This window comes from Tsuneonella aeria (assembly GCF_009827495.1).
Taxonomy (GTDB): domain Bacteria; phylum Pseudomonadota; class Alphaproteobacteria; order Sphingomonadales; family Sphingomonadaceae; genus Tsuneonella; species Tsuneonella aeria.
On the sequence record NZ_WTZA01000001.1, the window covers coordinates 1,192,166 to 1,215,682 of the forward strand.

The window sequence follows — 23,517 nt, forward strand, 5'->3', positions numbered from 1 at the left end:
AGGTTTCGCGCAAGCATATGCCAGCGCGAGCCAAAACTGTCGAGCAGCAAAACCCGTGACGGCAGGTTACCCGAATATGTAGAGCGCCGCGAGCACCACAGAGATAATCACCGCGAGTAGCCAGATCGCGGGCCACGGATTGGCCTGGTGCTCATCAACTGACACGCTCTCGAGCGGGGCGATCGGACGATCATCAGTCCTTCCATCGCCGTGATCCTTTATAATTCGCGGAGTGAGCGGGGCATTGTCGGCCGCGAGCGTCTGTTCGGCGGAGGTCGGGTATGGCTTGGTCATTGGACGCTCCTTAAGGACGCTACACCAGATGGCAGCGCGGAATGGGCAGAACAAGGCTGCTGGGCAAGACGCCAGTCGATCATAGCGGCAAGGCAGGCAAGGCCGGGATCGGCTGCGTCGCGAACGTAGCTGATCAGGGTGGTCCAATCCTCGTCACTCGCGGCACGGCTGAAATCGGCCACCGCAAGTCGAGCGGCGCGGGCGGGCGACATCTGCTCTGCGCGCGCGAGCCGCTCAAGCGCGGAAGCGCATTGCGGGCCAGCTTGATCGAGCCACGACTGGATATCCGAGCCGGCAGTGCGGGCGGCAGCCAGATAATCGCCCAGCATCATGCCGCCAGCGTCCCCGCGCGAGCATCGCCCACGGGCGCCTGATCGAGAGCGATGCCTTCAATCTCGGCCTCGTCGGCCAGCTCCTGCACCAGCCGCATGGCGGCCACGGTCCAGGCGCGCGCCTCGAGCAGATCGGCGATCTTGGGCTTTACCACTTCGAACGGCAACGTGCGGCCCTCGATGATCCGGTCGAGCCGGATGACGTGCCAACCGTGGCGTGATCGCACTGGTTCGCGGTTAACCGTGCCCACCGGGGTGCGCTCAATGTGGGTCTGCACTTCGGCCACCAGATCACCGCGCCGCAATTGGCCGAGTGACCCTTCCTGTTGGGCTGACGGGCATCCGGAAAACTCCCTCGCCGCTTCAGCAAAGGTCGCACGCTCATCGCCTACTTCGGCGATAATCGTCCGGGCCTGCTGCTCGGCTGCAGCCCAGGCGTCGTCATCCCCGGCGCCTTCGGGTTCGATCAGGATGTGCGATGCTTCGTACAGTGTCGGCGTGCGGAACCGGAAAGCCTGCGCATCATAGGTTCGGCGGCATTCCTCTTCCGAGGGGACGGCCGTGCCGGCGACATCGTCGAGCAGGCTGCGGATCAATGCTTCGTCATCAACCAGCGGCTTTCCGGCTTCGTCGGTCTCGCGTACCGGGGCGCAGCCACGCCGTGCCGCTTCACGCAGCAACAGATGCCGCACGACAAGGGCCTGCGCCGCGGCGCGCCAGGCGCTTTCACCGTCAGGCGACGGGTGATGCGGCATTTCCTCTGCGATCTGTTCTGCCGTAATCTCGACCCCGTCGATCCGGACTTCGGCAAACGCCGATAATGGGGGGCGCTGTTCTTCCGCCCCACCGCACCCGTGCGACTGGCAGGCTGACGGCATCGCCTGGTCAACCGGCGGGAGCGGCGGCGCCGCGATATTGATAACGTCGAGCGTGCGGGCCATCACTGCACCTCCTCGGTCATCGCCCGGGCGCTGGCACTGCCGCCAGAATAGACCGGTGTCCCGACCGGCAACGCGGCGCGCGGCGGTGCGCCTTTGCCGCGGCGGGTCCGCACGATTTGATAGCCCGGGCGCAGCAAGTACCAGATCGGCGCGCTGAACACGTGCACCAACCGTGTGAACGGTGTCAGCAGGAACAGCGTCAGCCCCAGCACGATGTGGAGTTTGTATACGATGTGGGTGTTGACGATGTAGGCCGCCGATCCCGGTTGCAGGGTCAGCAAGCCGTTCGCCCAGGCCATGAAATTGACCATTTCGCGGCCGTCGACGTGCTGCAGTGTCCAGTAGGTTGTCGAAAGGCCCAGTGCGATCTGCAGCCAGATCAGCACCAGCACGACGATGTCAAGCGTAGCTGAACTGCGCCGGATGCGCGGATCGAACAGGCGGCGGTGGAGCAGCAGCGATGCGCCAATGAAGGCCACGATGCCAGCAATCCCGCCTGCGACCAGTGCCAGAATCTGCTTCGACTGGTGCGAGATACCCAGATAATCCACGACGCCAATGGGGGTTAGGAGACCGACAAAATGGCCGCCAAGCAGCACCAGGATGCCCATGTGGAACAGGTTCGATCCCAGCATCATCTGTTTGCGGCGCAGAAACTGGCTCGATTGGGACCGCCAGGAATACTGGTTTGTATCGAACCGCAGGATGGAGCCTATCACCATCACCGTGACCGCGAGGTAGGGATACCAGCCAAACAGCAGATAGTGCACGAATTCACGCATGAGTGGTCTCCTCGGCGCCGTCAGGGATGCCTTTCTCGGGGCTCTTGCCGGCGCGGTTCGCGGCGCGGATGCGGGCGATCACGCCGGTTGGCCCGCCATTGTCGTAGGCAGCAGTACCGAAGCTGACGGGCGCTTCCTCCCACAGCTCATCGATCGTCTTGCTTTCGTCCTCGGCAAAGGCCTGGCCGATCTGCTCCAGCTTTTCGGCATCGGGCTTGGCATCAGCCAGACTGACGAGTGCTGCGAGGACGCCCGAATAGGGTGTGCCGCGCTGTTCGAGCCGCTCGGCCAGCACGGTCAGGACGTCGATCGGCTGCCGCAACCAGTCGCGCGCCTCGACAGGATCGAGCGTGGCGGTGAATTCCAAGAACAGCGGGAGGTAATCCGGTAGTTCGTTGGTCTTCATTTCCAGACCGTGACGAATGTATTCAAGGCCAAGATCGCTCATCGCCTGGCCACGATCCTTGTTGTCGCCGTGGACGTGCTCGAACAGGTGCAGAGACAGGCGCCGGGTACTGTCGAACAGCTCGCTGTAATCGGCTTGCAGATCAAACAAATCGCGCGTGGCGAGCGCATTGAGCAGTGGCTCTAACCCCGCCTGGGCAGAGGCGGACAGCGCCGTCTCCTGTGCCATCGCGTGACGCAATTCGGGAACTGCGGTCTGCAAGTCCGAGCTGGGATAGCCCAGCAAAGCGGCGAGCGAGCGCAAAGTAAGAGCCATCGTCGGCGGTTTGCGTGTGAGGCCCAGCATCACATCGCCTCCCGCTTGACCGGCTTGCCCGGCTGCGCCTTGGCACCGCCAAACAATGACGGCGTGCGCCCTTCGGTGACCTCGCCAAAGCCGAACCCAGCCGCACCGCGAAGAACGTAGGCATCTTCCTCGAACTCACGGTGCGCGGTGGGTATGACGTAGCGGTCTTCATAAGCGGCCAGCGCCATGATCCGGTACATCTCGTCGATGGTCCTGCCCGTCAGACCGACGCGCTCTGCGATCGATTCGTCGGCAATGCCGTGTACGCGCTTGCCGCGCATGTAAGACCGCATCGCCAGCATCCGTTCAAGCCCGGTGGCAATCGGCGCCTCGTCGCCAGCGGTCAGCAGGTTGGCGAGGTAGCGCAGCGGAATGCGCAAGGATCGAACATCCGGCATCCCATCGCGTTCGGCGATCTTCCCAGCTTCAGCAGCCGACTGAATGGGGGAAAGGGGCGGCACGTACCAGACCATTGGCAACGTGCGGTATTCCGGGTGCAGCGGGAAGGCGACCTTCCATTCGACCGCCATCTTGTACACCGGAGAGCGCATCGCCGCCTCGATCCACGCTTCGGGTATGCCGTCCTTGCGAGCCTGCGCCTGAACCGCCGGATCGTGTGGATCGAGGAACATCGACAGCTGCTGTGGATAAAGATCCTTGGGATCGGGTGTCGATGCGACTTCCTCCACCCGGTCTGCATCATAAAGCACGACGCCCAGATAGCGGATGCGGCCGACGCAGGTTTCCGAACACACCGTCGGCTGGCCGGTTTCGATCCGGGGATAGCAAAAGATGCACTTTTCCGATTTGCCACTCGCCCAGTTGTAATAGATTTTCTTGTACGGGCAGGCCGAGACGCACATCCGCCAGCCGCGACATTTTTCCTGATCGATCAGGACGATGCCATCCTCATCCCGCTTGTAGATCGCGCCCGAAGGGCACGCGGCAAGACACGTCGGGTTGAGGCAATGTTCGCACAGGCGTGGCAGATACATCAGGAAGGTCTTTTCAAACTCCCCGTAAATCTCCTTTTCGACTCCGGCGAAGTTGTAATCGGCAGAGCGCTTTTCAAACTCGCCGCCCAGCATGTCTTCCCAGTTGCCCGACCATTCGATCTTGTTGAGCTGTTCGCCGGTCAGCAACGAGCGCGGCCGCGCCGTTGGCTGGGCCGGGAGCTCGGGAGCCGATTGCAGCCAGTCGTAGTCAAAGGTGTAAGGTTCGTAGAAATCATCGATTTCCGGCAGGCTGGGGTTGGCGAAGATCTTGGACAGGATGCGCCATTTGCTCCCCAAGCGCGGCTCGATCTTGCCATTGGCGCGGCGATGCCAGCCGCCTTTCCAGCGTTCCTGGTTTTCCCAATCCTTGGGATAGCCGATGCCGGGCTTCGATTCGACGTTGTTGAACCAGGCGTATTCCACGCCTTCTCGGTTGGTCCAGACGTTCTTGCAGGTGATCGAGCAGGTGTGGCAGCCGATGCACTTGTCGAGATTGAGGACCATCGGGATCTGGGCGCGGATCTTCATCGGGCATTCTCCTTGGCGCCGGTTCGTAGTGCGGCCGCGCTGGCCTCTGCCTTGTCGAACCAGTTCACCGCGCTCATCTTGCGGACGATTACGAACTCGTCGCGGTTCGCCCCCACGGTGCCATAATAGTTGAAGCCATAGGCGAGCTGGACATAGCCGCCGATCATGTGGGTCGGCTTCATGTTGATGCGGGTCACCGAATTGTGGATCCCGCCGCGCAGGCCGGTGACTTCGGACCCCACGGTGTTCACCAGCTTCTCCTGGGCGTGATACATGATCGCGCTGCCCGGCATGATCCGCTGCGACACAATCGCCCGCGCAGTCAACGCGCCGTTGATATTGTACACCTCGATCCAGTCATTGTCGACGATGCCTGCTTCGCGCGCATCATCCTCGCTGATCCACACCGCCGGCCCGCCGCGGTTGAGTGACAGCATGATGAGGTTTTCGGTATAAGTCGAATGGATGCCCCATTTCTGGTGCGGGGTCAGGATGTTAAGCTGGATTTCCTTGTTACCGTTGGGCAGCTTGCCCAGCACCTGACGCACCGTGCGGGTATCGATCGGAGGGCGCCAGGTGACGAAGCCTTCACCAAACGCGCGCATCCACTGGTGATCCTGATAAAGCGATTGCCGCCCGGTCAGCGTCCGCCACGGGATGAGCTCGTGAACATTGGTATAGCCCGCGTTGTAGCAGACATGCTCGCTTTCGATCCCTGACCAGGTGGGCGAAGAGATGATCTTGCGCGGCTGGGACACGATGTCGCGGAAGCGGATTTTTTCTTCTTCCTTGCCCTCGGCCAGATGGACGTGATCGCGCCCGGTCGTCTCGCCCAAGGCCTGCCACGCCTTTACCGCGATCTCGCCATTGGTTTCGGGCGCCAGCATGAGGATCGTTTCGCACGCATCGATATCGCTATCGATGCGCGGCCGTCCGGCGGTTGCCTCCTGAAGCGAGGTGCCGTTGAGCGCAGCAAGCAGCGCAACCTCGTGCTTGGTGTCCCAGTTGATGCCCTTCGACCCGTTGCCCAGCTTCTCCAGCGCAGGGCCGAGCGAGGTGAACCGGGCGAAAGTTGCCGGGTAATCGCGTTCAATCACATGGATGCTCGCCATCGTCCGGCCCGGGATGGGTTCGCATTCGCCCCGGCCCCAGTCGCGCGGATCGAACGGCTGCGCGATCTCGTTCGGGCTGTCGTGCTGGATCGGATTGAGTACCACGTCGGTTTCGACGCCCAGCACTTCAGGCGCAACGCGTGAGAACGCTTCGGCAATACCGCGGAAAATCGCCCAGTCGCTGCGCGCTTCCCATGCCGGGTCCACTGCCGCGGTCAGCGGGTGGATGAAGGGGTGCATGTCGGTCGTGTTGAGGTCGTTCTTCTCGTACCATGTCGCGGTTGGCAGAACGATGTCGGAATAAAGGCTGGTGGTCGACATGCGGAAGTCGATGTTGACCATCAGGTCCAGCTTCCCTTCCGGCGCCTCGTCATGCCAGACGACTTCCTGGGGCGCCACGACGCCGCTTTCCGGGCCGTCGACGCCCAGCACGCCGTGCATTGAGCCAACCAGGTGCTTGAGGAAATATTCGTGGCCCTTGCCGCTCGCCCCCAGCACGTTCGAGCGCCAGAAGAACATGTTGCGTGGCCAGTTGCGCGGGTTGTCGGGATCCTTGTTGGCAAACTCAAGCTCACCCGATTGCAGCTTGGCCGGGATCGCCGTGCTCGCGTTCTCACCCGACGCCTTCAGCGCGGCGCCAACATCAAGCGGATTTTGGTGTAGCTGCGGCGCTGAAGGCAGCCAGCCCATCCGTTCGGCCCGCACGTTATAATCGATGATCGAGCCGGACCAGTCACCCTTGGGTGCCACAGGCGAGATGATGTCGTCGACGGTCATCGTCTCATAGCGCCATTGATCGGTATGGGCGTAAAAGAAGCTGGTCGAATTCATCTGGCGCGGTGGGCGAACCCAGTCGGTTGCCATCGCCAGCGGCAGCCAGCCGGTCTGCGGGCGCAGCTTTTCCTGGCCGACATAATGCGACCAGCCGCCGCCCGACTGGCCGATGCAGCCACACATCACGAGCAGTGCGATGATCCCGCGATAGCTCATGTCCATGTGGTACCAGTGGTTGAGCCCTGCCCCCAGGATCACCATCGAGCGGCCCATGGTGGCATCGGCATTGGCGGCGAATTCGCGCGCCGTCTGGATAATCGCGGCGCGCGGCACGCCGGTCACCCGCTCGGCCCACGCGGGGGTGAACGGAGTGTCGTCGTCGAACGACGTGGCGACATTGGCCCCGCCAAACCCGCGGTCGACCCCGTAATTGGCGCAGAACAGATCGAATACGGTGGCCACCATCGCACGCTCGCCATTGGCCAGCACCATTTCGCGGACTGGCACGTTGCGATCGAGCACCTCATCGTGATCCGTGGCGACAAAGCCATTCGTCGCCTCGGCCCCAAAATAGGGGAAACCGACCGCGACGATCTGGTCATGATCATCTTTCAGCGTAGTGCGCAGTTTTAGCGGATTGCCGTCGCGGTCGGTCTCGGCGAGGTTCCACTGGCCCTTTTCGCCCCAGCGATGCCCCGCGGTCCCGAGCGGGCACACCGCCTCGCCGTCCGCATCGTTAAGCGCGACCGGCTTCCATTCGGGGTTCTCGCTCTCCCCCAGAGCGCCTTGGAAATCCGACGCACGCAAATGCCGGTCAGCGACATAGCGGCCACCCTGTTGGGTCAGCTTTACCAGGAATGGGAAATCACTGTATTTGCGCGTGTAGTCAGTAAAATAGTCCGAAATCCGGTCGACGTAGAATTCCTTGAGCACGACATGCCCGAGCGCCAGCGCCAGCGCCGCGTCCGTCCCCTGCTTGGGATGGAGCCACATGTCCGAAAACTTGGCCGCCTCGTTGTAATCGGGCGAGATGACCACGCTCTTGGTTCCGCGGTAACGCGCCTCGGTATAGAAATGCGCATCAGGCGTCCGCGTCATCGGCACGTTTGAGCCCCAGACGAGCAGGAAGCTGGAATTGTACCAGTCGGCGCTTTCCGGGACGTCAGTCTGTTCGCCCCATGTCTGCGGGCTGGAGGGTGGCAGGTCGCAGTACCAGTCGTAAAAGCTCAGCACCGTGCCGCCAATCAACGACAGATAGCGGCTGCCAGCGGCGTAGCTGATCATGGACATCGCGGGAATGGGAGAGAAACCGGCAACGCGATCCGGCCCATATTCGCGGATGGTATAGGCATTCGCCGCCGCAATGATCTCGTTTACCTCTTCCCAGCTGGACCGGACCAGACCGCCGCGCCCGCGCCGCTTGATCCAATCGCCACGCTTGTCCGTGTCAGACACGATCGCGGCCCAGGCGGCGACCGGGTTCATCGTTTCGCGCGCCTTGCGCCAATGTCCGAGCAGGCGAGCGCGGACCATCGGGTATTTCACCCGCGTACCCGAATAGAGATACCAGCTGTAGCTGGCCCCGCGCGGGCAGCCGCGCGGTTCGTGATTGGGGAGGTCAGGTCGGGTGCGGGGATAATCGGTCTGCTGGGTCTCCCAGGTGACGATGCCCCCCTTGACGTAGATTTTCCACGAACACGATCCTGTGCAGTTCACCCCATGCGTCGAGCGCACGATCTTGTCCGCCGCCCAGCGCTTGCGATAGGCGTCCTCCCACTGGCGCGATTCATCGGTGGTGATGCCGTGCCCGTCGGAAAAGCTGTCCTGCATCCGCCGGAAGAAGGTCAGCCGGTCAAGAAAATGGCTCATCAGTCAATCCTTCAAGCAGTAGCAGGGCGCGCGGCGCGGCCCTCGACGGAACGGAGTAGGCCGCGCGGACCCGAATAAGCGACGAATGTCAGCACCGCGCAGCTGACGAAGAAGGCGAAGAATCCCCACAGCGCGGCGTTGGCGGTGCCAGTCATTGCGATTGACGAGCCGTAAGCCTTGGGGATGTAGAAGGCCCCGTACGCCGCAATGGCCGAAGTGAAGCCGATGATTGCCGCGCCTTCGAGCTCGGCCGCGACGCGCTGTTCGTCGGCCGAGAGCTGCGGCGCCAGGCGCGGCATTTCGGTGCGCATGATGTTGGGGATCATCTGGAAGGTCGAGGCGTTGCCCACCCCGCTGGCAAAGAAGAGCAAGATGACCATGGCGAAGAAGCCCCAGAAATCGCGAGCGTTGAGGAACCAGATCATCCCCCCGATCGCCCCCATCATCACCAAGAAGACGAGGAACGTCACCCGCGCACCCCCGAACTTGTCAGACACCCAACCGGTCAGTGCCCGTGACAGGGCCCCCACCAGCGGCCCGATGAAGGCATATTTGAGGATGTCGATTTCTGGGAACACCAATTTGGTCAACAGCGGGAAACCCGCCGACATGCCGATGAAGGTGCCGAATGTGCCGGTATAAAGCCAGCACATCAGCCAGGTATGCTTGCGCCCAAAAATGGCTGCCTGATCAGCGAACGACGACTTGGCCGAGGCGATGTCATTCATACCGAACAGCGCTGCGATTGTGCCGATCAGAATCAGCGGCACCCACACGAACCCGGCATTCTGCAGGTAGAGCGCGGCGCCTGTATCCGCCGCCTGTGATTGCCCGCCCAGCGTGCCGAACAGCCCCATGGTAACGACCACCGGAACGAGGAACTGCATCGCACTGACGCCCAGATTGCCGAACCCGGCATTGATGGCGAGCGCGTTGCCCTTTTCCGCCTTGGGAAAAAAGAAACTGATGTTCGACATCGACGAGGCAAAGTTGCCGCCGCCAAAGCCGCACAACAGTGCCAGTACCAGGAAAATGAAATACGGCGTCTGCGGGTTCTGCACCGCGTATCCAATTCCCAGTGCCGGGATCAGCAGCGAGGCCGTACTGAGCGCAGTCCACATCCGGCCGCCAAAGATCGGCACCAAAAAGCTATAGAAGATGCGCAGTGTCGCGCCCGAAAGCCCCGGTAGTGCAGCCAGCCAGAACAGCTGATCGGTGGTGAAGTTGAACCCGATAGCTGGCAGCTTGGCGACCACTACGCTCCACACCATCCACACCGCAAAGGCGAGGAACAGGTTGTAGGTCGAAATCCACAGGTTTCGGCGGGCAACCGGTCGGCCCGACGATTGCCAGAACGCAGGATCTTCGGGCTGCCAGTCGACCAGGGTATGTGCTGCCAGCCGCTCAGCACGCGCCTGCTGGGCTGGCGTGGGGATGCCGACCGCAGCGGCAGGTTCTGATGCGACAGGGAAGGTTTCGGTATACTGTTCGCCCAGCCCCTTCATTTCGGGCAGGTCGGTGACTTCGTTGAAGCGGCCATCGATGGCGTGGGTGCGTTCCATGTGCTGGATCGCGAAGTGCATCCAGACCAGCGACACCGAAGAGATCAGGAACAACAGGGCAAAGCTGCTCGTCCAGATGCCCGTGAGGTCGAGCATGACGCCGAATACCAACGGCAGTACGAAGCCGCCCAACCCTCCGATCATCCCGACAAGGCCGCCAACCGCGCCCACGCGGTTTGGGTAATAGACCGGGATGTGCTTGTAGACCGCGGCTTTGCCAAGGCTCATGAAAAAGCCCAGCGCGAAGATCGCAATCAGGAAGGGCACCAGCCCCATCTGGGTCGAAAACTCGATCGGCCCCTTATTTCCGGCAATGATGTAATGCGTCGGCGGATAGCTGAGCAGAAATGTGCACAGCGCCGACACGCCAAAAGTCCAGTACAGCACGCGTCGCGCGCCAAACTTGTCGGACAGGTGGCCACCATAAATGCGGAACAGACTGGCGGGCACCGAATAGAACGCCGCAAGCATCCCCGCCTGTTTCACCGTCATGCCGTAAACGCCCATGACGTAACGCGGCAGCCAGAGCGACAGCGCGACAAAAGCTCCGAACACGAAGAAGTAATAAAGCGAAAAGCGCCAGACCTGCACGTTACGCAGCACCTTGAGCTGTTCGCGCATGGGTTCGGGACGCACGCCGGCAGCTTGTCGGGCCCTCAACTGCGGGTCTTCAGGCGCCAAAAGATAGAACAGCACGCCGATCAATAGCAACGCTGCCGCCCAGACTTGAGCCACTGTCGTCCAGCCAGCCGCAACCATCACGAATGGAGCCAAGAACTTTGTGACCGCCGCGCCGACGTTGCCTGCACCGAAAATGCCGAGCGCCGTCCCCTGCTTGCCTGCCGGATAAAAGGTCGAAACGTAAGCGATGCCGACCGAGAACGCGCCGCCTGCAATGCCGACACCGAGCGCGGCGAGCAGCAGCATCGGATAAGTCGTGGCAAACGAGGTAAGGAAGGTGGCGATCGCCCCGGCGATCATCACCAGCGCCAGAATGCGGCGTCCGCCAAACTGGTCCGCCCAAACCCCCAGCGCGACCCGCACCAGTGAACCGGTTAGGATCGGCGTGCCAGCCAGCAAGCCGAACTGTGTCTCTGAAAGACCAAGCTGTTCCTTGATCTGGATGCCGATGATCGCAAAGATCGTCCAGGCCGCAAAACAGGCGGTAAAGGCAATCGTGCTCAACCAAGTGGCCCGCGCCGCGCCGGCCGCCGGGCTGGTGAGAGGAGCGGTGGTCATCGCGAAGGAGCCTTTCGATCGGGAGCGATGATGGCATAGAGGCGCCTGCGCCGCGCCAAGTGATGCAGATCAAACCTGCCACCTGGCATCACTTTATGGACGCCGCTTGGCCCGGAGGAACTGATGACTCAGCGCGCAATCACGCTTTACGGCAAATTGGCCGATGTTCTGGGCGCGCAGGTGCTGGTTGATGGCGGCGATTCGAGAGAGCCGGTCGCGGCCATCCGCGCGCGACTCGCCGCCTTTGATTCCCGGCTGGCCGACCTCCTTTCGGATCGCCGGGTGCGCGCCTGCGTGGCCGGCACTATGGCGGCGGACGACATGGAGGTGGGCCCGGGGCAAGGAGTGGAGTTCATTCCGGTGGTATCAGGCGGATGATGACTGCCCGCTTGGCGCTCAGCCCGTTCGATCCCGACGCTGAACTCGCGCAGCTGACCGCTGCGGCACCCGGCGCAGGGGGAATCGTCAGCTTCGTCGGCCTGGTGCGCGGCGAGGGGGACCGCGTGGACACGTTGCATCTTGAGCACCATCCGGTTCTGACTCAGCGATCGCTTGATGATATTGCCCGCGAGGCCATCGATCGGTTCGAAATCGCGGCCGCTCATGTCGTCCACCGCGCCGGCACCCTATTGCCGGGCGAGCCGATCGTATTTGCCGGTGCCGCCTCGCGCCATCGCCGCGATGCATTTCTGGCCACAGACTTCATGATGGACCGGCTCAAGACCGAAGCCGTTTTCTGGAAGCGCGAAACAGGCGCCGGCGGAACACGCTGGGTCGAACCGCGGGACGAGGACACCGCCGATGTCGGCCGTTGGAACACGGCGCCGAGAAAATCATGAGGATGCGGAATGAGCGGGATTGACCAGCGCGCGACGTTCTATCCGCTGCAAATCGCGGTGTTGACTGTGTCCGACACGCGGGATGCGGCGACGGACACCTCTGGCGCTCTGCTCGTAGCCAAATTGACAGGAGCCGGTCACGTTCTGGCAGGCAAGGCTATCGTCAAGGACGAGGTCACGGAAATCCGCGCGCAGGTGCAGACGTGGGTGGCGGACCCGGCGGTCGACGTGATTATCTCCACCGGGGGCACCGGCTTTTCCCCGCGGGATGTGACGCCCGAGGCCGTCAAGCCGCTGTTCCGCCGCGAGATGGACGGGTTTGCGGTGCTGTTCCATCAGGTCAGCCTGCAGACTGTGGGCGTCGCCACCCTGCAATCGCGCGCCTTTGCCGGGCAGATAGAGGATACCTTCATGTTCTGCCTGCCCGGCTCCAACGGAGCTTGCCGGGATGGCTGGGAAAATATCCTCGCACTTGAACTCGACAGCCGGCACAAGCCCTGCTCACTGGCCGGCATGGTTCCGCGCTTGCGGCACGTCTGCGCATGAGCGGCGGCGATCTCACGCACATCGACGCCGGGGGACGCGCGACGATGGTCGATGTCGGCGACAAGCTGGTCACCGCCCGCCGCGCCGTGGCGCAGGGCACCTTGCGCTGTGCGGCGGCAACGCTGGACGCGGTAACCGGTGGAACGGCACCCAAGGGTGCTGTGATCTCCACCGCCGAGCTCGCCGGGATCATGGCCGCCAAGCGCACCGCCGACCTTATCCCGCTGTGCCATCCACTGCCTTTGACCAAGGCGGTGGTCGTGATCGCGATCGATCCTGCGCTGCCCGGCTTCACGGTGAAGGCGACCATTGCCACGCAGGGACAGACCGGGGTGGAGATGGAGGCCCTGACCGCGGTGTCGGTCGCCTGCCTGACGCTGTTTGACATGCTGAAGGCAATCGACCGGACGATGGTGATCGGCGACATCGCGGTTGCAGAAAAGACCGGAGGGAAAAGCGATTGGCCGGACTGATTTCCCTAGACGAGGCGCTGGCGCGGATGCTTGCGGTGGCACTGCCACTTGACGCTGAATCCGTCGCGACCGTCGATGCGTTCGATCGCGTGCTGGCCGCCCCGGTGGTCGCCGCCATAGACGCGCCGCGCGCGGACAGTTCGGCGATGGATGGATACGCGGTGCGCCGTGCCGATTTGTCAGTCATGCCCGCGCGCCTAGTGGTGGTGGGCGAAAGTTACGCCGGCACCGCAGCGCCGCCCGCCCTTGCCACCGGCAAGGCTGTTCGGATTTTCACCGGCGCGCCGTTGCCTACCGGGGCCGACCATGTTGTCGTTCAGGAGAACTGCGACCGGGACGGCGACGTTGTAACTGTGCGGGAAGCGGGCGATGGCAACGTACGGCTGCGCGCCGGTGACTTTGACCTGGGCGACGTCTTGCTGGCCGCCGGAACGCGCCTGGGTGCCGGTGCGCTGGTGGTCGCTGCCGGAGCCGATCTGGCCGAAGTGAAAGTGGTCCGCCAACCGTGTGTCGTGATCCTCGGTACGGGGGACGAGCTGGTATCGCCCGGTTCCGCGCGCGAGCGGCCGGGCACGATCCCGGAAAGCCTGTCACCGGCGCTGGCCGGGCTTGTGATCGCAGCGGGCGGCAAGGTCACACGCCGCGAGCAGCTCGCTGACGATCTGTCCACGCTCACCGCCATCGCAATCCGGGCGATCGAGGAGGCGGACCTTGTCATCGTGACCGGCGGCGCGTCGGTGGGGGCGCGTGATTTCGCAAAGCCGATGTTCGGCCCCGCGCTCGACTTCGTATTCAACAAGGTGGCGATGAAGCCGGGGAAGCCGGTGTGGCTCGGCCGGGTGGGCGGCACGCTGGTGCTGGGCCTTCCCGGCAATCCCAGTTCGGCGCTGGTCACCGCGCGCCTGTTCATGACCCCGCTGGTCGCCGGGCTGGCCGGACGCGATGCGGCTGGCAGTTTGGTCTGGCAGACGGCCATGCTCGGAGCCGAGCTGCCGGCCAACGGCGCGCGTGAAACATTGTTGCGGGCGCGCTGGGACGGCGACCTGCTGGTCCCGCTCATCAGTCAGGATTCGAGCAGCCAACTGATGCTGGCAAGCGCCGCCGCGCTGATCCGCCGTCCTGCGAATGCGCCCGCCATCGGGGCCGGCGCGCCCGCTGACTATATGCCGTTCTGAAATGCCATTTCAGCGGCGGCAATCGCCGCATGGTCGTTGAGGTTGGCAAATGGATCGCGGCCCGCCACGGGCCATTCGACGGGAACGGCGCTGATGGCTCGCAAAGCGCCCCGCACCGATTTGTTTTGCCCTGCGGACCATGCTGACAGGCGCGGGAGCTCTGCGACGGGCCAGTAAGCGCATACTGCGTGCCATTGACCCTCAGACGCGGCCACGGTGGCGCCAAGATTGGCTGCGTCAGATAACCGTACACACAAGTCGTGTGGCAACCATGGCGCGTCGACCGGGGCAGTCACCACACCGTCGAACCCCCTCTCGGCGGCGTAATCAAGCGCGCCGAGCACGCCGGCCAGCGGCCCGTCTACGCCAGGCCGGTCCAACGCCAACGCGACGCCCGGCGGCCAAGCCATTTGACGCGGTGATCGCACGGCCAGCACCACGGGCAGTGCTTGCGTTCGGGCCCAGACCAGCGAGCGCTCCAGCAAGGTCACGCCGCCGATCATGGCCAGCGGCTTGTTCCCACCCATGCGCCGCCCGTCGCCGCCCGCGAGGATCGCCAGCAGCGCGTTCATGTCAGGATGAGCTTTAACCCGGCGATGAACAGCACGGCGGCCAGCAGCCGCATCAGCACGGTGCGGCCGACGATCCGCGCGCCCAGCCGCGATCCGATTACGCCACCCAGCGCCACCGCTAGAGCCAGCCACCCGACCCCTTGTGGCAACGCGCCAACAGCGCCCAGATTACCAGCCAGGCCGGCTGCCGAATTGACAAAGATGAACCCCGCGCTCACCGCCGCCGTGGTGCGCGCCGCCGCCCAGCCGGTGGCGAGGAGCAGTGGCGACAGGAAAATCCCGCCGCCGGTGCCGGTGAGCCCTGCCAAGAGGCCAAGGCCAGCACCTGCTCCCGCCAGCACCGGCGTGCGCGGTGCGGCAGGCGCGGCGGTGTGCGGCTTCCACGCAAACTGCGCTGCAGCCACCAGCAGAACCGCTCCCACCAGCGGGCGATAGATTTCCGCTGGCAGGTCGATCTGTCCGCCCAGGTAGGCCAGCGGCATCGCTGGCAGCGCGACCGACACGAACAGCCGCCAGTCGAAATGCCCGGCCCGCGCATACGTCGCCAGCGCGATGGCCGATACGACAAGGTTCAGCGTCAGCGCGACAGGCCGCATGATGTCTGGGGCGATCCCCGCCAGCGCCACGATTGCCAGATAAGCCGAGGCCCCGCCGTGCCCCACCGCACTGTAGAGGATCGCGGCAAGGCCCATCGCGATCGCCAGCGCGGCCAGCACTTCGCCGCTCATCAACCGCCGGTAACGCTCATATGCCGGGTGCTTGCCGGTCGGGAGAGGTCGAATTGATGGCGCTCGGGTTTGCCGCCGAGCAAGCGGTCAAGCGCTGCCGCGACGGCCACCGGTCCGCCATCGCGCAGAATGTCGCGCAGTTCGACCTTTTGGTCGTGGCCCAAGCAGCCATAGACGGTGCCCGTGGCAGCGATGCGGATGCGGTTACAGCCGGCGCAGAAATTGTGGCTCATCGGGGTGATCAGCCCCAGCCGGATGCCACTTTCTCCGACATCGTAGTAGCGCGCCGGGCCGCTGGTGCGGTGCATGCTCGCGGTCAGCGTCCAGCCCTGCTGCAAATGCGCCAGAACGGTGTCGAGGGCGAGGTAGCGTTCGGGCCGGTGATCCTCCACCTCGCCTAGCGGCATGGTCTCGATGAGCGTAAGGTCAAAGCCGCGCGTGCCGCACCAGGCCAGCATGGCGTCGAATTCGTCCTCATTGACGCCCGCCAGCGCCATCATGTTGATCTTGATCGCCAGCCCTGCCTCGGCAGCGGTTTGAATCCCGCCCAGCACCTGGCCCAGATCACCGCGCCGGGTAATATAAGCAAACCGCTCTGGATCAAGGCTGTCGAGGCTGACGTTGATCCTTCGCACCCCGGCATCGAACAAGGCGCGGGCATGATGCGCCAGCTGCGTGCCGTTGGTGGTGAGCGTCAGCTCGTCCAGCCCGCTCCCGATGCGCGCGCCCAGCCGGTCGATCAGCCACATGACATCGCGCCGCACCAGTGGCTCGCCACCGGTCAGGCGGATGCGCCGCACGCCGCGTTCGATCAGAACATGGGCCAGCGCCAGCATCTCTTCATAGCTCAGTAGGTCACGGCGGGGCATGAACGTCATCCGCTCGGCCATGCAATATCGGCAGCGCAGGTCGCAGCGGTCGGTCACAGACAGGCGGACATAACTAATGCGCCGGCCGAAGCTGTCGACCATCGGGCGCCGGCTGGCATCAAGGCGGTCGATCATCCGGGTCATCGGGCCGGGTCGCTGATATGCGCGCGCGTCAGAATGGGCCAGTAGAGGACAAGAAACAGCGCAAAGCCGCCCGCCCACAAGGTCGCGGACAAATGAATGGGCGCGATACCGGCCCAATATCCGGCTGCGGCGATCACCCGCACCACGGCGCCGACAAGTACCAGTGCATAAGCGGCCGTGAGCATAGGCCCGGCAGCCAACGGACGGCCGGTATGGCCCAGACTTGCGCGGCTCATCACGGCGAGGATCAACAGCCCGGCACCGCCGGCGCCCAGCGCGTGCACTCCGGCCGAACGCGGCAGAGCCGGGTCGATCACCCCCGACCCCAGCAACAGCAGGGCGACTGGCAGCCACAGATAAGCCAGGTGCAGCACCGCCACCAGCGGATCGGCCAGCGTGCGCCAGCCCTGCCACCGCGACAGCCGCCACAAATGGGCAGCACCCAGCGCCATCAAGCCCCAGCCCAGCAGCGGCGGGGCGACACCGAACGCCCATAACCCTAGCAACAGCGCCGTGGCAGCCACTATCACCAGATCCGGCTTTGTCGGCATGACCGGATGCGGCGGGGCCTTGCCGACTTTGACCAGCCAGTTCCGGGTAAAGGCGGGGATGATCCGCCCGCCGATCAGGCTCATCAGCACGGCGATCAACGCCAGCCCGGCGCGCCACCCGGTGTCATTATCCGCGATGAGCCTTGCGATCACGGCCAGGTCCGCAACGCTTGCCGCACCGACGAGGGCCACCGCCAACGCGATCGGCATATTGCGATTGCCTGATGCATTTATTTCGCGCGCGGCAAAACCGGCCACAACCAAGAACAGGGTCCCTTCTGCGACCATCGCCATCCCCGGCTCGCCGAAAAGGAACGCGACGCGAACAGCAAGCCAAAGCGCCGCGAGCGCGGCCACAGACCAGCCAGCCAGCAACTTCCGGCCGGTCCAATTGGCGATAGCAGTCAGCATGAAGCCTATTACCGCTGCGCCGGCGAACCCGAAGATCATCTCGTGCCGGTGCCACGCCAGCGCATCGCCAGCTGGAGCAGGCACGTTCGCACCGCTGAACACCGCCGCCCAAAGAGGTAGCGCCACCACCGCCAGCAGCGCCGCGCCCAGGAAAAATGGTCGGAAAGCGCCGCGCAGTGTCGGCGAGATTGCGGATGAGGCTGAACCCATGAGAGGAACCTAGTCTTGAAAGGTTCCGAGCGGTTGATCCAGATCATATTGTAGAGCCACGGCATGCCCTTCGCGATTTCAAGCAGCCACTTGGACGCCTGCGCACACATGTGGAACGCAAACCGCTCTTAATCAGCGGGTCCTAGGTTCGAGCCGTAGTGCGCCTACCGTCTTCTCCCCACGATTACATGGTCTTGGCGGGAGCCAAGCGGGCCCCTCCCTTGGAGCTCTTGCGGACGTTCAACCGGATTTCTAACGCACATTGGCGCGTGGGCTGGTGCGCGGGTTGGAGGCGAAAACGATGACCACAGACGAGGAGAAAGCCCTGTATGCGGGGGCTGTGAACTATGCGAACGCGGTGCCCATTTTTGACCGTGGGTGGTGCCGCTTACAGGACTCGAACCTGTGACCCCATCATTACGAATGGTAGAGAGCTCCGCGTAAAACGCCATAAATATCAACAAGATCGTGCCTAAGGCAGCTGGTAGCCATTTCCCCACCCAAACATGACCCAACCGGAGGAAAGTCCGGATTTTCGGCATTTCCTAATGAAAGCGCTTTAGCTCAACACGTCACGGTGAACTGACCCGGTCTCTGCCCGGCGAAAGTCGGCTTAGCGCCCTCATGTCGGTCATTCCGGCGACCCGAGCCAATGCCTAAAAGCTGTCGTTCGTTCATCTTGATAATAGCGGCAGCTACGCGCCCTCATAGCGGCCATAAAGTCAGGCGAGGACAAGCCTGAAAGCTGCCGTTCCAAAGTTTCGTCTGATTGAGGAAAATAAGCCTTCAATCGCAGTAGGTCGGAAAATGTTCTTCGCGATGCGTTTTGGTCGCTGAAGTGAGGCGCATCAAATCCTCGTTAAGCTCGGCTTTGCCGTAACGTGACCGTGCACGAATTAGATTGCTCCTTCCTTATGATTTTCGGATGAGCACCACCCCAGCAATCACAAGCGCGCCGCCAGCCAGAAGCCAGGATTGATCGACAAGCAATGCGCTAGCCACGATCAATGCGGCAGCTAGAGGGCCTTTCAAGGACTGACGCTCATTGCGAAGTCCTGCGAGTTGCTCGACACTGAGCGGATCGAGCTGAACCGGCACATATCCTGACTTTGCGATCGAGTTCGCAGTGGCAAGTATGTCGGGCAAGGACGCCGACAACCCCAGCAGCTGACCGCGAAGTTTCTTCAAACCCGACCGAGCGCTAGCGAGCGAGAACCGCTCGGCGAGAAGCTCCGTCATGATCGGCCGGGTGTCCTCGGCAATGTTATAGTCGGGTGCCAGTGATCGGACGACACCCTCTGCCGTAAGCAAGGTACGCAGAAGGATAGCCAGATCGGGTGGCAGGACCAGTTGATAATCCCGCAAAAGATCGAAAACGCGGGAAAAAATTTGCGAGAACTCGATTCCAGAAAGCACGGTCCCCCTGAACTCTCCGATCAAATGATCGAGATCCACCGCGAGCGCATCGCGATCCACCTTCGGCGCCCCCGCCCATGCGAGCAGGACATCCGCGACTTCGCTCGTTTCCTCGCCAGCGATCGCAAGCACGAGCCGAACGATCTCGTCGCGCCTCGTCTTGGTGAGAGTCCCGACTGATCCGAAGTCGATGAAGCCGACATCCTGCTCGCCGATCAGGAAGACGTTACCGGGATGGGGGTCGCCGTGAAATTCGCCGTTCAGGATGATCATCCGCAGGACAGCGTTGGCATAGCTTTTAGCGAAGGCCGCCACCCACGGGTCGCCCGATGGGCTGCCCAGCGAAGACGCGGGCCTGCCGTACAGGCGTTCCTGAACGTTCACCCGCAGCCCGGTCAGTTCCCAATGAATGGCCGGGGTCCTGACGCCGATGGTTTCGAGATATGCGCCGATCCGCTCGCAGGCTCGGGATTCCGCAGCGAGGTCCATCTCCCAGGCAAGATTGCGGCCGAAGGTCCGCAGAAACTCGACTGGCCGGTAGCGCGCGATGTCCGGCGACCGTGCTTCCACGATCCCGGCAAGGCGTATAAGGAGGCGCACATCGGCTTCCATCCGCGCGGCGGTGCCCGGGCGGCGAACCTTCACGATGACCTCGCTACCGTCTCGCAGCTTGGCGGAATAGGTCTGTGCAATCGAGGCGGACGCCAAAGGCTGTTCGTCGAATTCCGCAAAGTCGTTCCGCCAGTCCTCACCCCAGCTTGAAGCAAGTACGGGCTCGATATCTGCGAAGCGCACTGGCGACACCTGATCGTGCAGGGTTGAGAATGCAGTGATCCAGTGTTCGGTAAACAGATCGCTTCGGGTGGCGAGGAGCTGCCCCAGCTTTATACCAACTGGCCCGATGTCACGAAGGAACGCGACAACTGCGGCCGGGCGAAATTCGCGAGGGTCGATGACATTGTTCGAAGAGGGAATAAACCCGAGGGCTCCGGCGAGATTCTTCGCGCCGTGCCTCATTAGGATTTGGCCGATCTCCGCGGCGCGAGCGATGCTGCCGATAGGCTTATCCGGGGGCGATGCCATGATTTTACTCAGCCCCGGCCCGGAGTTGGTCCAGATTTTTCGATACCCTTTCAAGAATCTGCTGCAACGTTCGCTTCTCGTCGGCGGCAATGTCGCGCCAAAGCAGATCATGAAGCCTATCCGCGGAGCCTCTCAGTTCGGGCAGCAGATCGTCAAGCTGCTCCGTGAGGATGAGCTGCCACGCTCGCCGATCCGTCTCAGCTCGAAGTCTTTTCATCAGCCCGCGTGCGCAAAGACCTGCAACCACCTGGCCGATGGTCGCTGATTCCAGTTCCAGTTTCTTGGCGATTTCAGCCTGCGTAAGGGCAGGATCGCGAAGAAGTTGTCCGATGATCCTCCACTGTGTCTGATTGAGACCGATCCTGGCGACCCTCGCATCGTACACTCTGCGCGCGCCGCGACTGATCTCGTCCATAAGATAGAGAATGCGGTCATCATCGTTGATGACCTTCTGCCGACGCTGAGACCGTGACATGGTATCTGGTTTTTCATCCATAGCGCTGTGTAGTCGGATAGCCTCGGATGCCCAAATGCAAACTGCTAAATGCCTTTACTATCTGACTCACGGCTCATAGGGCGCGAGACGCGTTCACCTTTTACTGAGGCTGCCGAAAGAGTCAGATGACCGATAACTCCAACCAACCGGAGCAGGAGGGCACAACCCCAACGAAACCGCAATCGCGGCGTGGCTTGCGCATCGTGCTAATCATCGTTGGTCTTGCCGTGCTGCTTGGCGGGATCTGGTGGTACTACCGGCACGTAACCTACGGACAGTACATGCAGACGACCGATAACGCCTATGTCGCTGCCGACAGCGTCGTTATCTCTTCCAAGGTAGCGGGATACGTCGAAGAGGTCTTCGTGGGGGAGAACGAGCAGGTTGCTCGCGGCGGAGCCCTCGTACAACTGGATCTGCGGGATTATCAGGCGCAAGCGCAACAGGCGCGCGCACAGATCGCTGCGACCCTGGCCGGTGCCGACACAATCCGTTCTCAGGTAGCCGAACAGGATGCAGCCATTCGCCAGGCGCGGGGCCAACTCGCCGCCGCGCGCGCAGCACTGGACCTCGCGAACGACCAGGTGGCGCGATATCGGCCCCTTGCCGCGACAGGAGCCGAACCGCGGGAAAAGCTCGACCAGTATGAGGCGCAGGCGCGGCAAGCGCGGGCCGAACTCGTCGCCGCGCAGGCGGCGGTGGCTGCCGCGACCGCGCGCCGAGGGACCCTGTTCGAGCAGATCAACCAGACCCAGGCGCAGGCGGACGCTGCTCGCGCTCAGCTGGAAACAGCCGACCTTACGGTTGAATCGACCTTGCTGCGCGCCAGCAAGGCCGGCCGCGTCGGCGATCTCTCGGTGAGGGTGGGCCAGTTCGTGCAACCGGGTCAACGTTTGATGACGGTGGTTCCGGTAAGGGCGATCTACGTGACGGCAAACTTCAAGGAAACGCAGGTCGGCCTCATCCGGGCCGGCCAGAGCGTCAGGCTCGAAGTTGACGCCCTGCCAGACCTTGAGATCGCGGGACGAGTGGACAGCATATCGCCGGGAACGGGCGCGGAATTTTCCATCCTCCCCCCCGAAAATGCCACCGGCAACTTTACCAAGATCGTTCAACGGATACCCGTCCGCATCGCTATCGATGCTCCCCCTGAAGTGCGGCGTCTGCTCGTTCCCGGGATGTCGGTAGTGGCTACGGTCGACACCCGGAATGCTGCCGGCGAATTGGAAGAGATCTCGAGTCGGACTCAATGACCGAGATAATGGCAGCGCAGGACACTTCGATCGGGCCGGCCGGGAGCCGAAAGAACGCAGACGTGACTGCCTGGGTCGCTGTGGCCGCGGGCGCGCTTGGCGCCATGCTCGCGACGCTGGACATATCAATCGTCAATTCCGCACTCCCCGTCATTCAGGGCGAGATCGGTGCCACAGGCGCCGAAGGCACCTGGATTGCTACGTCATTTCTCGTTGCTGAGATTGTCGTCATTCCACTGAGCGCTTGGCTGGAACGGCTGTTCGGTCTGCGAACCCTCCTCATCATCGCGGTTAGCGCGTTCACCGCATTTTCTGTGCTATGCGGTGTAGCCACCGACCTTACGACCATGATCATCGGCCGAACGGGCCAGGGCTTCATGGGCGGAGTCCTCATTCCGACCGCAATGACTATTGTGGCTAAACGATTGCCGCCGCACCAACAGCCAATCGGAATGGCCCTGTTCGGCATGACTGTGGTTCTTGGCCCCGTGATGGGGCCATTGATCGGCGGCTGGCTGACCGAGAACCTGAGCTGGCACTATGCCTTTTTCGTCAATGTGCCTGTCTGCGCAATCCTGCTGCTCTTGCTGTTTATCGGGCTGCCTCACGAGAAGCCCAAGTGGCAATATCTCACGGACGCCGATTGGGCTGGCATTCTCGGGCTGATCCTCGGACTGGGCGGTCTGACTGTTGTACTCGAGGAAGGGCACCGTGAGGAATGGTTCGAGTCCTCACTCATTCGCTGGCTAACGGTGGTGACTATTATCGGCTTTGCCTGTTTGATTTACGGACAAGTGAAAGCGCGCAAGCCGGTCTTGAAACTTCGGCTTCTGCTCAATCGACAGTTCGCCAGCGTCGCGATCATGGCGCTCGCCCTGGGCATGGTGATGTATGGTTCGACCTATGTAATTCCGCAGTTTCTGGCGATCATCTCTGACTATAATGCTTTTCAGACGGGACTAGTCATCTTCTGGATGGGTGTCCCGGCCTTTCTCCTGATGCCGGTTCTGCCCGTGATGATCCGCAAGGTGGACATCCGAATTGCCGTCGGCACCGGAATGCTGCTGATGGCGATCAGCTGCTTTGTCAGCACGAGTCTGACCGCCGAATCCGGCGGCGCTGTCTTCACTGAAAGTCAGCTTATTCGCGGGGCCGGAATGGTACTTGTGATGATGTTCCTGAACCAGGCAACGGTTGCGTCGGTGGCCAAGGAAGACGCGGGCGATGCCTCGGGCATTTTCAACGCGGCCCGCAATCTTGGCGGATCATTCGCCCTCTCGGCCCTCGCTTCGTTCCAGGACCAGCGAATTTGGCACCATACGAGGCGCATGGAAGAAACGCTGAATGCGAACAGCGTTTCGCTGCAGACCTATCTCGACGGACTGGCGCGAAGCCTGGGCGATATGGAACGAGCGATGGCGGCACTCGGCGGCACTCTCCAGCGCGAAGCGTTCATCATGACCTACAATGACGTCTTTCTGGTGATGGGACTTCTCACACTCGCGACGGTCCCGCTTGCCCTGTTCCTCAAGCCGCTCCCGAAAAATGTCTCCCTTTCGATGCACTGAGCCC

Annotated in this window: 21 protein-coding genes and 1 tRNA gene; 7 read left to right on the forward strand and 15 right to left on the reverse strand. The window is 62.7% G+C overall.

Going from position 1 to position 23,517, the window contains the following annotated elements; genetic code table 11:
- Positions 1 to 66: 66 nt before the first annotated feature.
- From GRI40_RS05910 to GRI40_RS05945, 8 genes are read right to left on the reverse strand one after another with little or no spacing between them, the layout of a single operon-like run.
- Positions 67 to 294: a hypothetical protein gene (locus GRI40_RS05910; RefSeq protein WP_160610486.1), complete on the reverse strand. Its 228-nt coding sequence runs from the start codon at positions 292 to 294 to the stop codon at positions 67 to 69.
- On the reverse strand, positions 291 to 626 hold the full coding sequence (locus tag GRI40_RS05915; protein WP_160610487.1) for a hypothetical protein: 336 nt from the start codon (positions 624 to 626) through the stop codon (positions 291 to 293). The genes GRI40_RS05910 and GRI40_RS05915 overlap by 4 nt, the downstream gene beginning before the upstream one ends.
- Positions 623 to 1,567, reverse strand: coding sequence for a peptidylprolyl isomerase (locus GRI40_RS05920; protein ID WP_160610488.1), 945 nt, complete (start codon positions 1,565 to 1,567; stop codon positions 623 to 625). Before GRI40_RS05920 ends, GRI40_RS05915 begins: the two co-directional genes overlap by 4 nt.
- Positions 1,567 to 2,349 carry a respiratory nitrate reductase subunit gamma gene (gene narI, locus GRI40_RS05925; protein ID WP_160610489.1) on the reverse strand — a complete coding sequence of 261 codons (783 nt, stop codon included), beginning with the start codon at positions 2,347 to 2,349 and terminating at the stop codon, positions 1,567 to 1,569. Before narI ends, GRI40_RS05920 begins: the two co-directional genes overlap by 1 nt.
- Entirely contained in the window at positions 2,342 to 3,100 is a 759-nt protein-coding gene (gene narJ, locus GRI40_RS05930; RefSeq protein WP_237489097.1) for a nitrate reductase molybdenum cofactor assembly chaperone, read from the reverse strand. Before narJ ends, narI begins: the two co-directional genes overlap by 8 nt.
- Positions 3,100 to 4,623, reverse strand: a complete 1,524-nt coding sequence (gene narH / locus GRI40_RS05935) for a nitrate reductase subunit beta (protein ID WP_160610491.1) — start codon at positions 4,621 to 4,623, stop codon at positions 3,100 to 3,102. The genes narJ and narH overlap by 1 nt, the downstream gene beginning before the upstream one ends.
- Complete coding sequence (locus GRI40_RS05940) at positions 4,620 to 8,378, reverse strand: nitrate reductase subunit alpha (protein ID WP_160610492.1); 3,759 nt, start codon at positions 8,376 to 8,378, stop codon at positions 4,620 to 4,622. Before GRI40_RS05940 ends, narH begins: the two co-directional genes overlap by 4 nt.
- 11 nt (positions 8,379 to 8,389) lie before the next feature.
- Positions 8,390 to 11,179: a nitrate/nitrite transporter gene (locus GRI40_RS05945; protein WP_160610493.1), complete on the reverse strand. Its 2,790-nt coding sequence runs from the start codon at positions 11,177 to 11,179 to the stop codon at positions 8,390 to 8,392.
- Positions 11,180 to 11,302: 123 nt separating this feature from the next.
- Between GRI40_RS05945 and GRI40_RS05950 the strand changes: the two genes are divergently transcribed.
- From GRI40_RS05950 to GRI40_RS05970, 5 genes are read left to right on the forward strand one after another with little or no spacing between them, the layout of a single operon-like run.
- The gene (locus GRI40_RS05950; protein ID WP_160610494.1) at positions 11,303 to 11,557 is read left to right on the forward strand and encodes a MoaD/ThiS family protein; all 255 of its coding nucleotides are present in this window, start codon (positions 11,303 to 11,305) and stop codon (positions 11,555 to 11,557) included.
- Positions 11,558 to 11,568: 11 nt separating this feature from the next.
- Positions 11,569 to 12,018 carry a molybdenum cofactor biosynthesis protein MoaE gene (locus tag GRI40_RS05955; protein ID WP_237489004.1) on the forward strand — a complete coding sequence of 150 codons (450 nt, stop codon included), beginning with the start codon at positions 11,569 to 11,571 and terminating at the stop codon, positions 12,016 to 12,018.
- A 9-nt stretch (positions 12,019 to 12,027) separates the two neighbouring features.
- Positions 12,028 to 12,564 carry a molybdenum cofactor biosynthesis protein B gene (gene moaB / locus GRI40_RS05960; protein WP_160610496.1) on the forward strand — a complete coding sequence of 179 codons (537 nt, stop codon included), beginning with the start codon at positions 12,028 to 12,030 and terminating at the stop codon, positions 12,562 to 12,564.
- Positions 12,561 to 13,037 (forward strand): cyclic pyranopterin monophosphate synthase MoaC, encoded by a 477-nt coding sequence (gene moaC, locus GRI40_RS05965; RefSeq protein WP_160610497.1) that lies wholly within the window; start codon positions 12,561 to 12,563, stop codon positions 13,035 to 13,037. The genes moaB and moaC overlap by 4 nt, the downstream gene beginning before the upstream one ends.
- On the forward strand, positions 13,025 to 14,212 hold the full coding sequence (locus tag GRI40_RS05970) for a molybdopterin molybdotransferase MoeA (protein ID WP_237489005.1): 1,188 nt from the start codon (positions 13,025 to 13,027) through the stop codon (positions 14,210 to 14,212). The genes moaC and GRI40_RS05970 overlap by 13 nt, the downstream gene beginning before the upstream one ends.
- On the opposite strand, the gene GRI40_RS05975 is transcribed toward GRI40_RS05970, so the two are convergent.
- The 7 genes from GRI40_RS05975 to GRI40_RS06005 form a co-directional block, all read right to left on the reverse strand.
- Positions 14,197 to 14,784 carry a molybdenum cofactor guanylyltransferase gene (locus tag GRI40_RS05975; protein WP_160610498.1) on the reverse strand — a complete coding sequence of 196 codons (588 nt, stop codon included), beginning with the start codon at positions 14,782 to 14,784 and terminating at the stop codon, positions 14,197 to 14,199. The two genes, GRI40_RS05970 and GRI40_RS05975, sit on opposite strands and share 16 nt — an antisense overlap.
- A complete protein-coding gene (locus GRI40_RS05980; RefSeq protein WP_160610499.1) occupies positions 14,781 to 15,512 on the reverse strand; it encodes a sulfite exporter TauE/SafE family protein in 732 nt (243 codons plus the stop codon). Before GRI40_RS05980 ends, GRI40_RS05975 begins: the two co-directional genes overlap by 4 nt.
- Positions 15,512 to 16,516, reverse strand: a complete 1,005-nt coding sequence (moaA, locus tag GRI40_RS05985; protein WP_237489006.1) for a GTP 3',8-cyclase MoaA — start codon at positions 16,514 to 16,516, stop codon at positions 15,512 to 15,514. Before moaA ends, GRI40_RS05980 begins: the two co-directional genes overlap by 1 nt.
- A gap of 5 nt (positions 16,517 to 16,521) precedes the next feature.
- Positions 16,522 to 17,697, reverse strand: coding sequence for an NnrS family protein (locus GRI40_RS05990; RefSeq protein WP_160610500.1), 1,176 nt, complete (start codon positions 17,695 to 17,697; stop codon positions 16,522 to 16,524).
- A gap of 379 nt (positions 17,698 to 18,076) precedes the next feature.
- A tRNA-Ser gene (locus GRI40_RS05995) sits at positions 18,077 to 18,147 on the reverse strand.
- Positions 18,148 to 18,609: 462 nt separating this feature from the next.
- Complete coding sequence (locus GRI40_RS06000) at positions 18,610 to 20,196, reverse strand: ABC1 kinase family protein (RefSeq protein ID WP_160611453.1); 1,587 nt, start codon at positions 20,194 to 20,196, stop codon at positions 18,610 to 18,612.
- A gap of 4 nt (positions 20,197 to 20,200) precedes the next feature.
- A complete protein-coding gene (locus tag GRI40_RS06005) occupies positions 20,201 to 20,692 on the reverse strand; it encodes a MarR family winged helix-turn-helix transcriptional regulator (protein ID WP_160610501.1) in 492 nt (163 codons plus the stop codon).
- A gap of 125 nt (positions 20,693 to 20,817) precedes the next feature.
- On the opposite strand from GRI40_RS06005, the gene GRI40_RS06010 reads away from it, so the two are divergent.
- Entirely contained in the window at positions 20,818 to 21,945 is a 1,128-nt protein-coding gene (locus GRI40_RS06010; RefSeq protein ID WP_160610502.1) for an HlyD family secretion protein, read from the forward strand.
- 8 nt (positions 21,946 to 21,953) lie between these two features.
- Complete coding sequence (locus GRI40_RS06015; protein ID WP_160610503.1) at positions 21,954 to 23,513, forward strand: MDR family MFS transporter; 1,560 nt, start codon at positions 21,954 to 21,956, stop codon at positions 23,511 to 23,513.
- Positions 23,514 to 23,517 lie beyond the last annotated feature (4 nt).

Excerpts from the sequence above, each read along its gene's own strand:
- moaC (WP_160610497.1), top strand. The coding sequence starts at position 12,561 with ATGAGCGGCGGCGATCTCACGCACATCGACGCCGGGGGACGCGCGACG.
- GRI40_RS06010 (WP_160610502.1), top strand. The coding sequence starts at position 20,818 with ATGACCGATAACTCCAACCAACCGGAGCAGGAGGGCACAACCCCAACG.
- GRI40_RS05990 (WP_160610500.1), bottom strand. The coding sequence starts at position 17,697 with ATGGGTTCAGCCTCATCCGCAATCTCGCCGACACTGCGCGGCGCTTTC.
- GRI40_RS05975 (WP_160610498.1), bottom strand. The coding sequence starts at position 14,784 with ATGAACGCGCTGCTGGCGATCCTCGCGGGCGGCGACGGGCGGCGCATG.
- GRI40_RS05980 (WP_160610499.1), bottom strand. The coding sequence starts at position 15,512 with ATGAGCGGCGAAGTGCTGGCCGCGCTGGCGATCGCGATGGGCCTTGCC.
- GRI40_RS05950 (WP_160610494.1), top strand. The coding sequence starts at position 11,303 with ATGACTCAGCGCGCAATCACGCTTTACGGCAAATTGGCCGATGTTCTG.
- moaB (WP_160610496.1), top strand. The coding sequence starts at position 12,028 with ATGAGCGGGATTGACCAGCGCGCGACGTTCTATCCGCTGCAAATCGCG.
- GRI40_RS06000 (WP_160611453.1), bottom strand. The coding sequence starts at position 20,196 with ATGGCATCGCCCCCGGATAAGCCTATCGGCAGCATCGCTCGCGCCGCG.
- GRI40_RS05945 (WP_160610493.1), bottom strand. The coding sequence starts at position 11,179 with ATGACCACCGCTCCTCTCACCAGCCCGGCGGCCGGCGCGGCGCGGGCC.
- GRI40_RS05920 (WP_160610488.1), bottom strand. The coding sequence starts at position 1,567 with ATGGCCCGCACGCTCGACGTTATCAATATCGCGGCGCCGCCGCTCCCG.
- narI (WP_160610489.1), bottom strand. The coding sequence starts at position 2,349 with ATGCGTGAATTCGTGCACTATCTGCTGTTTGGCTGGTATCCCTACCTC.
- moaA (WP_237489006.1), bottom strand. The coding sequence starts at position 16,516 with ATGATCGACCGCCTTGATGCCAGCCGGCGCCCGATGGTCGACAGCTTC.
- GRI40_RS05915 (WP_160610487.1), bottom strand. The coding sequence starts at position 626 with ATGATGCTGGGCGATTATCTGGCTGCCGCCCGCACTGCCGGCTCGGAT.
- narJ (WP_237489097.1), bottom strand. The coding sequence starts at position 3,100 with ATGCTGGGCCTCACACGCAAACCGCCGACGATGGCTCTTACTTTGCGC.
- narH (WP_160610491.1), bottom strand. The coding sequence starts at position 4,623 with ATGAAGATCCGCGCCCAGATCCCGATGGTCCTCAATCTCGACAAGTGC.
- GRI40_RS05940 (WP_160610492.1), bottom strand. The coding sequence starts at position 8,378 with ATGAGCCATTTTCTTGACCGGCTGACCTTCTTCCGGCGGATGCAGGAC.
- GRI40_RS05910 (WP_160610486.1), bottom strand. The coding sequence starts at position 294 with ATGACCAAGCCATACCCGACCTCCGCCGAACAGACGCTCGCGGCCGAC.
- GRI40_RS06015 (WP_160610503.1), top strand. The coding sequence starts at position 21,954 with ATGGCAGCGCAGGACACTTCGATCGGGCCGGCCGGGAGCCGAAAGAAC.
- GRI40_RS06005 (WP_160610501.1), bottom strand. The coding sequence starts at position 20,692 with ATGGATGAAAAACCAGATACCATGTCACGGTCTCAGCGTCGGCAGAAG.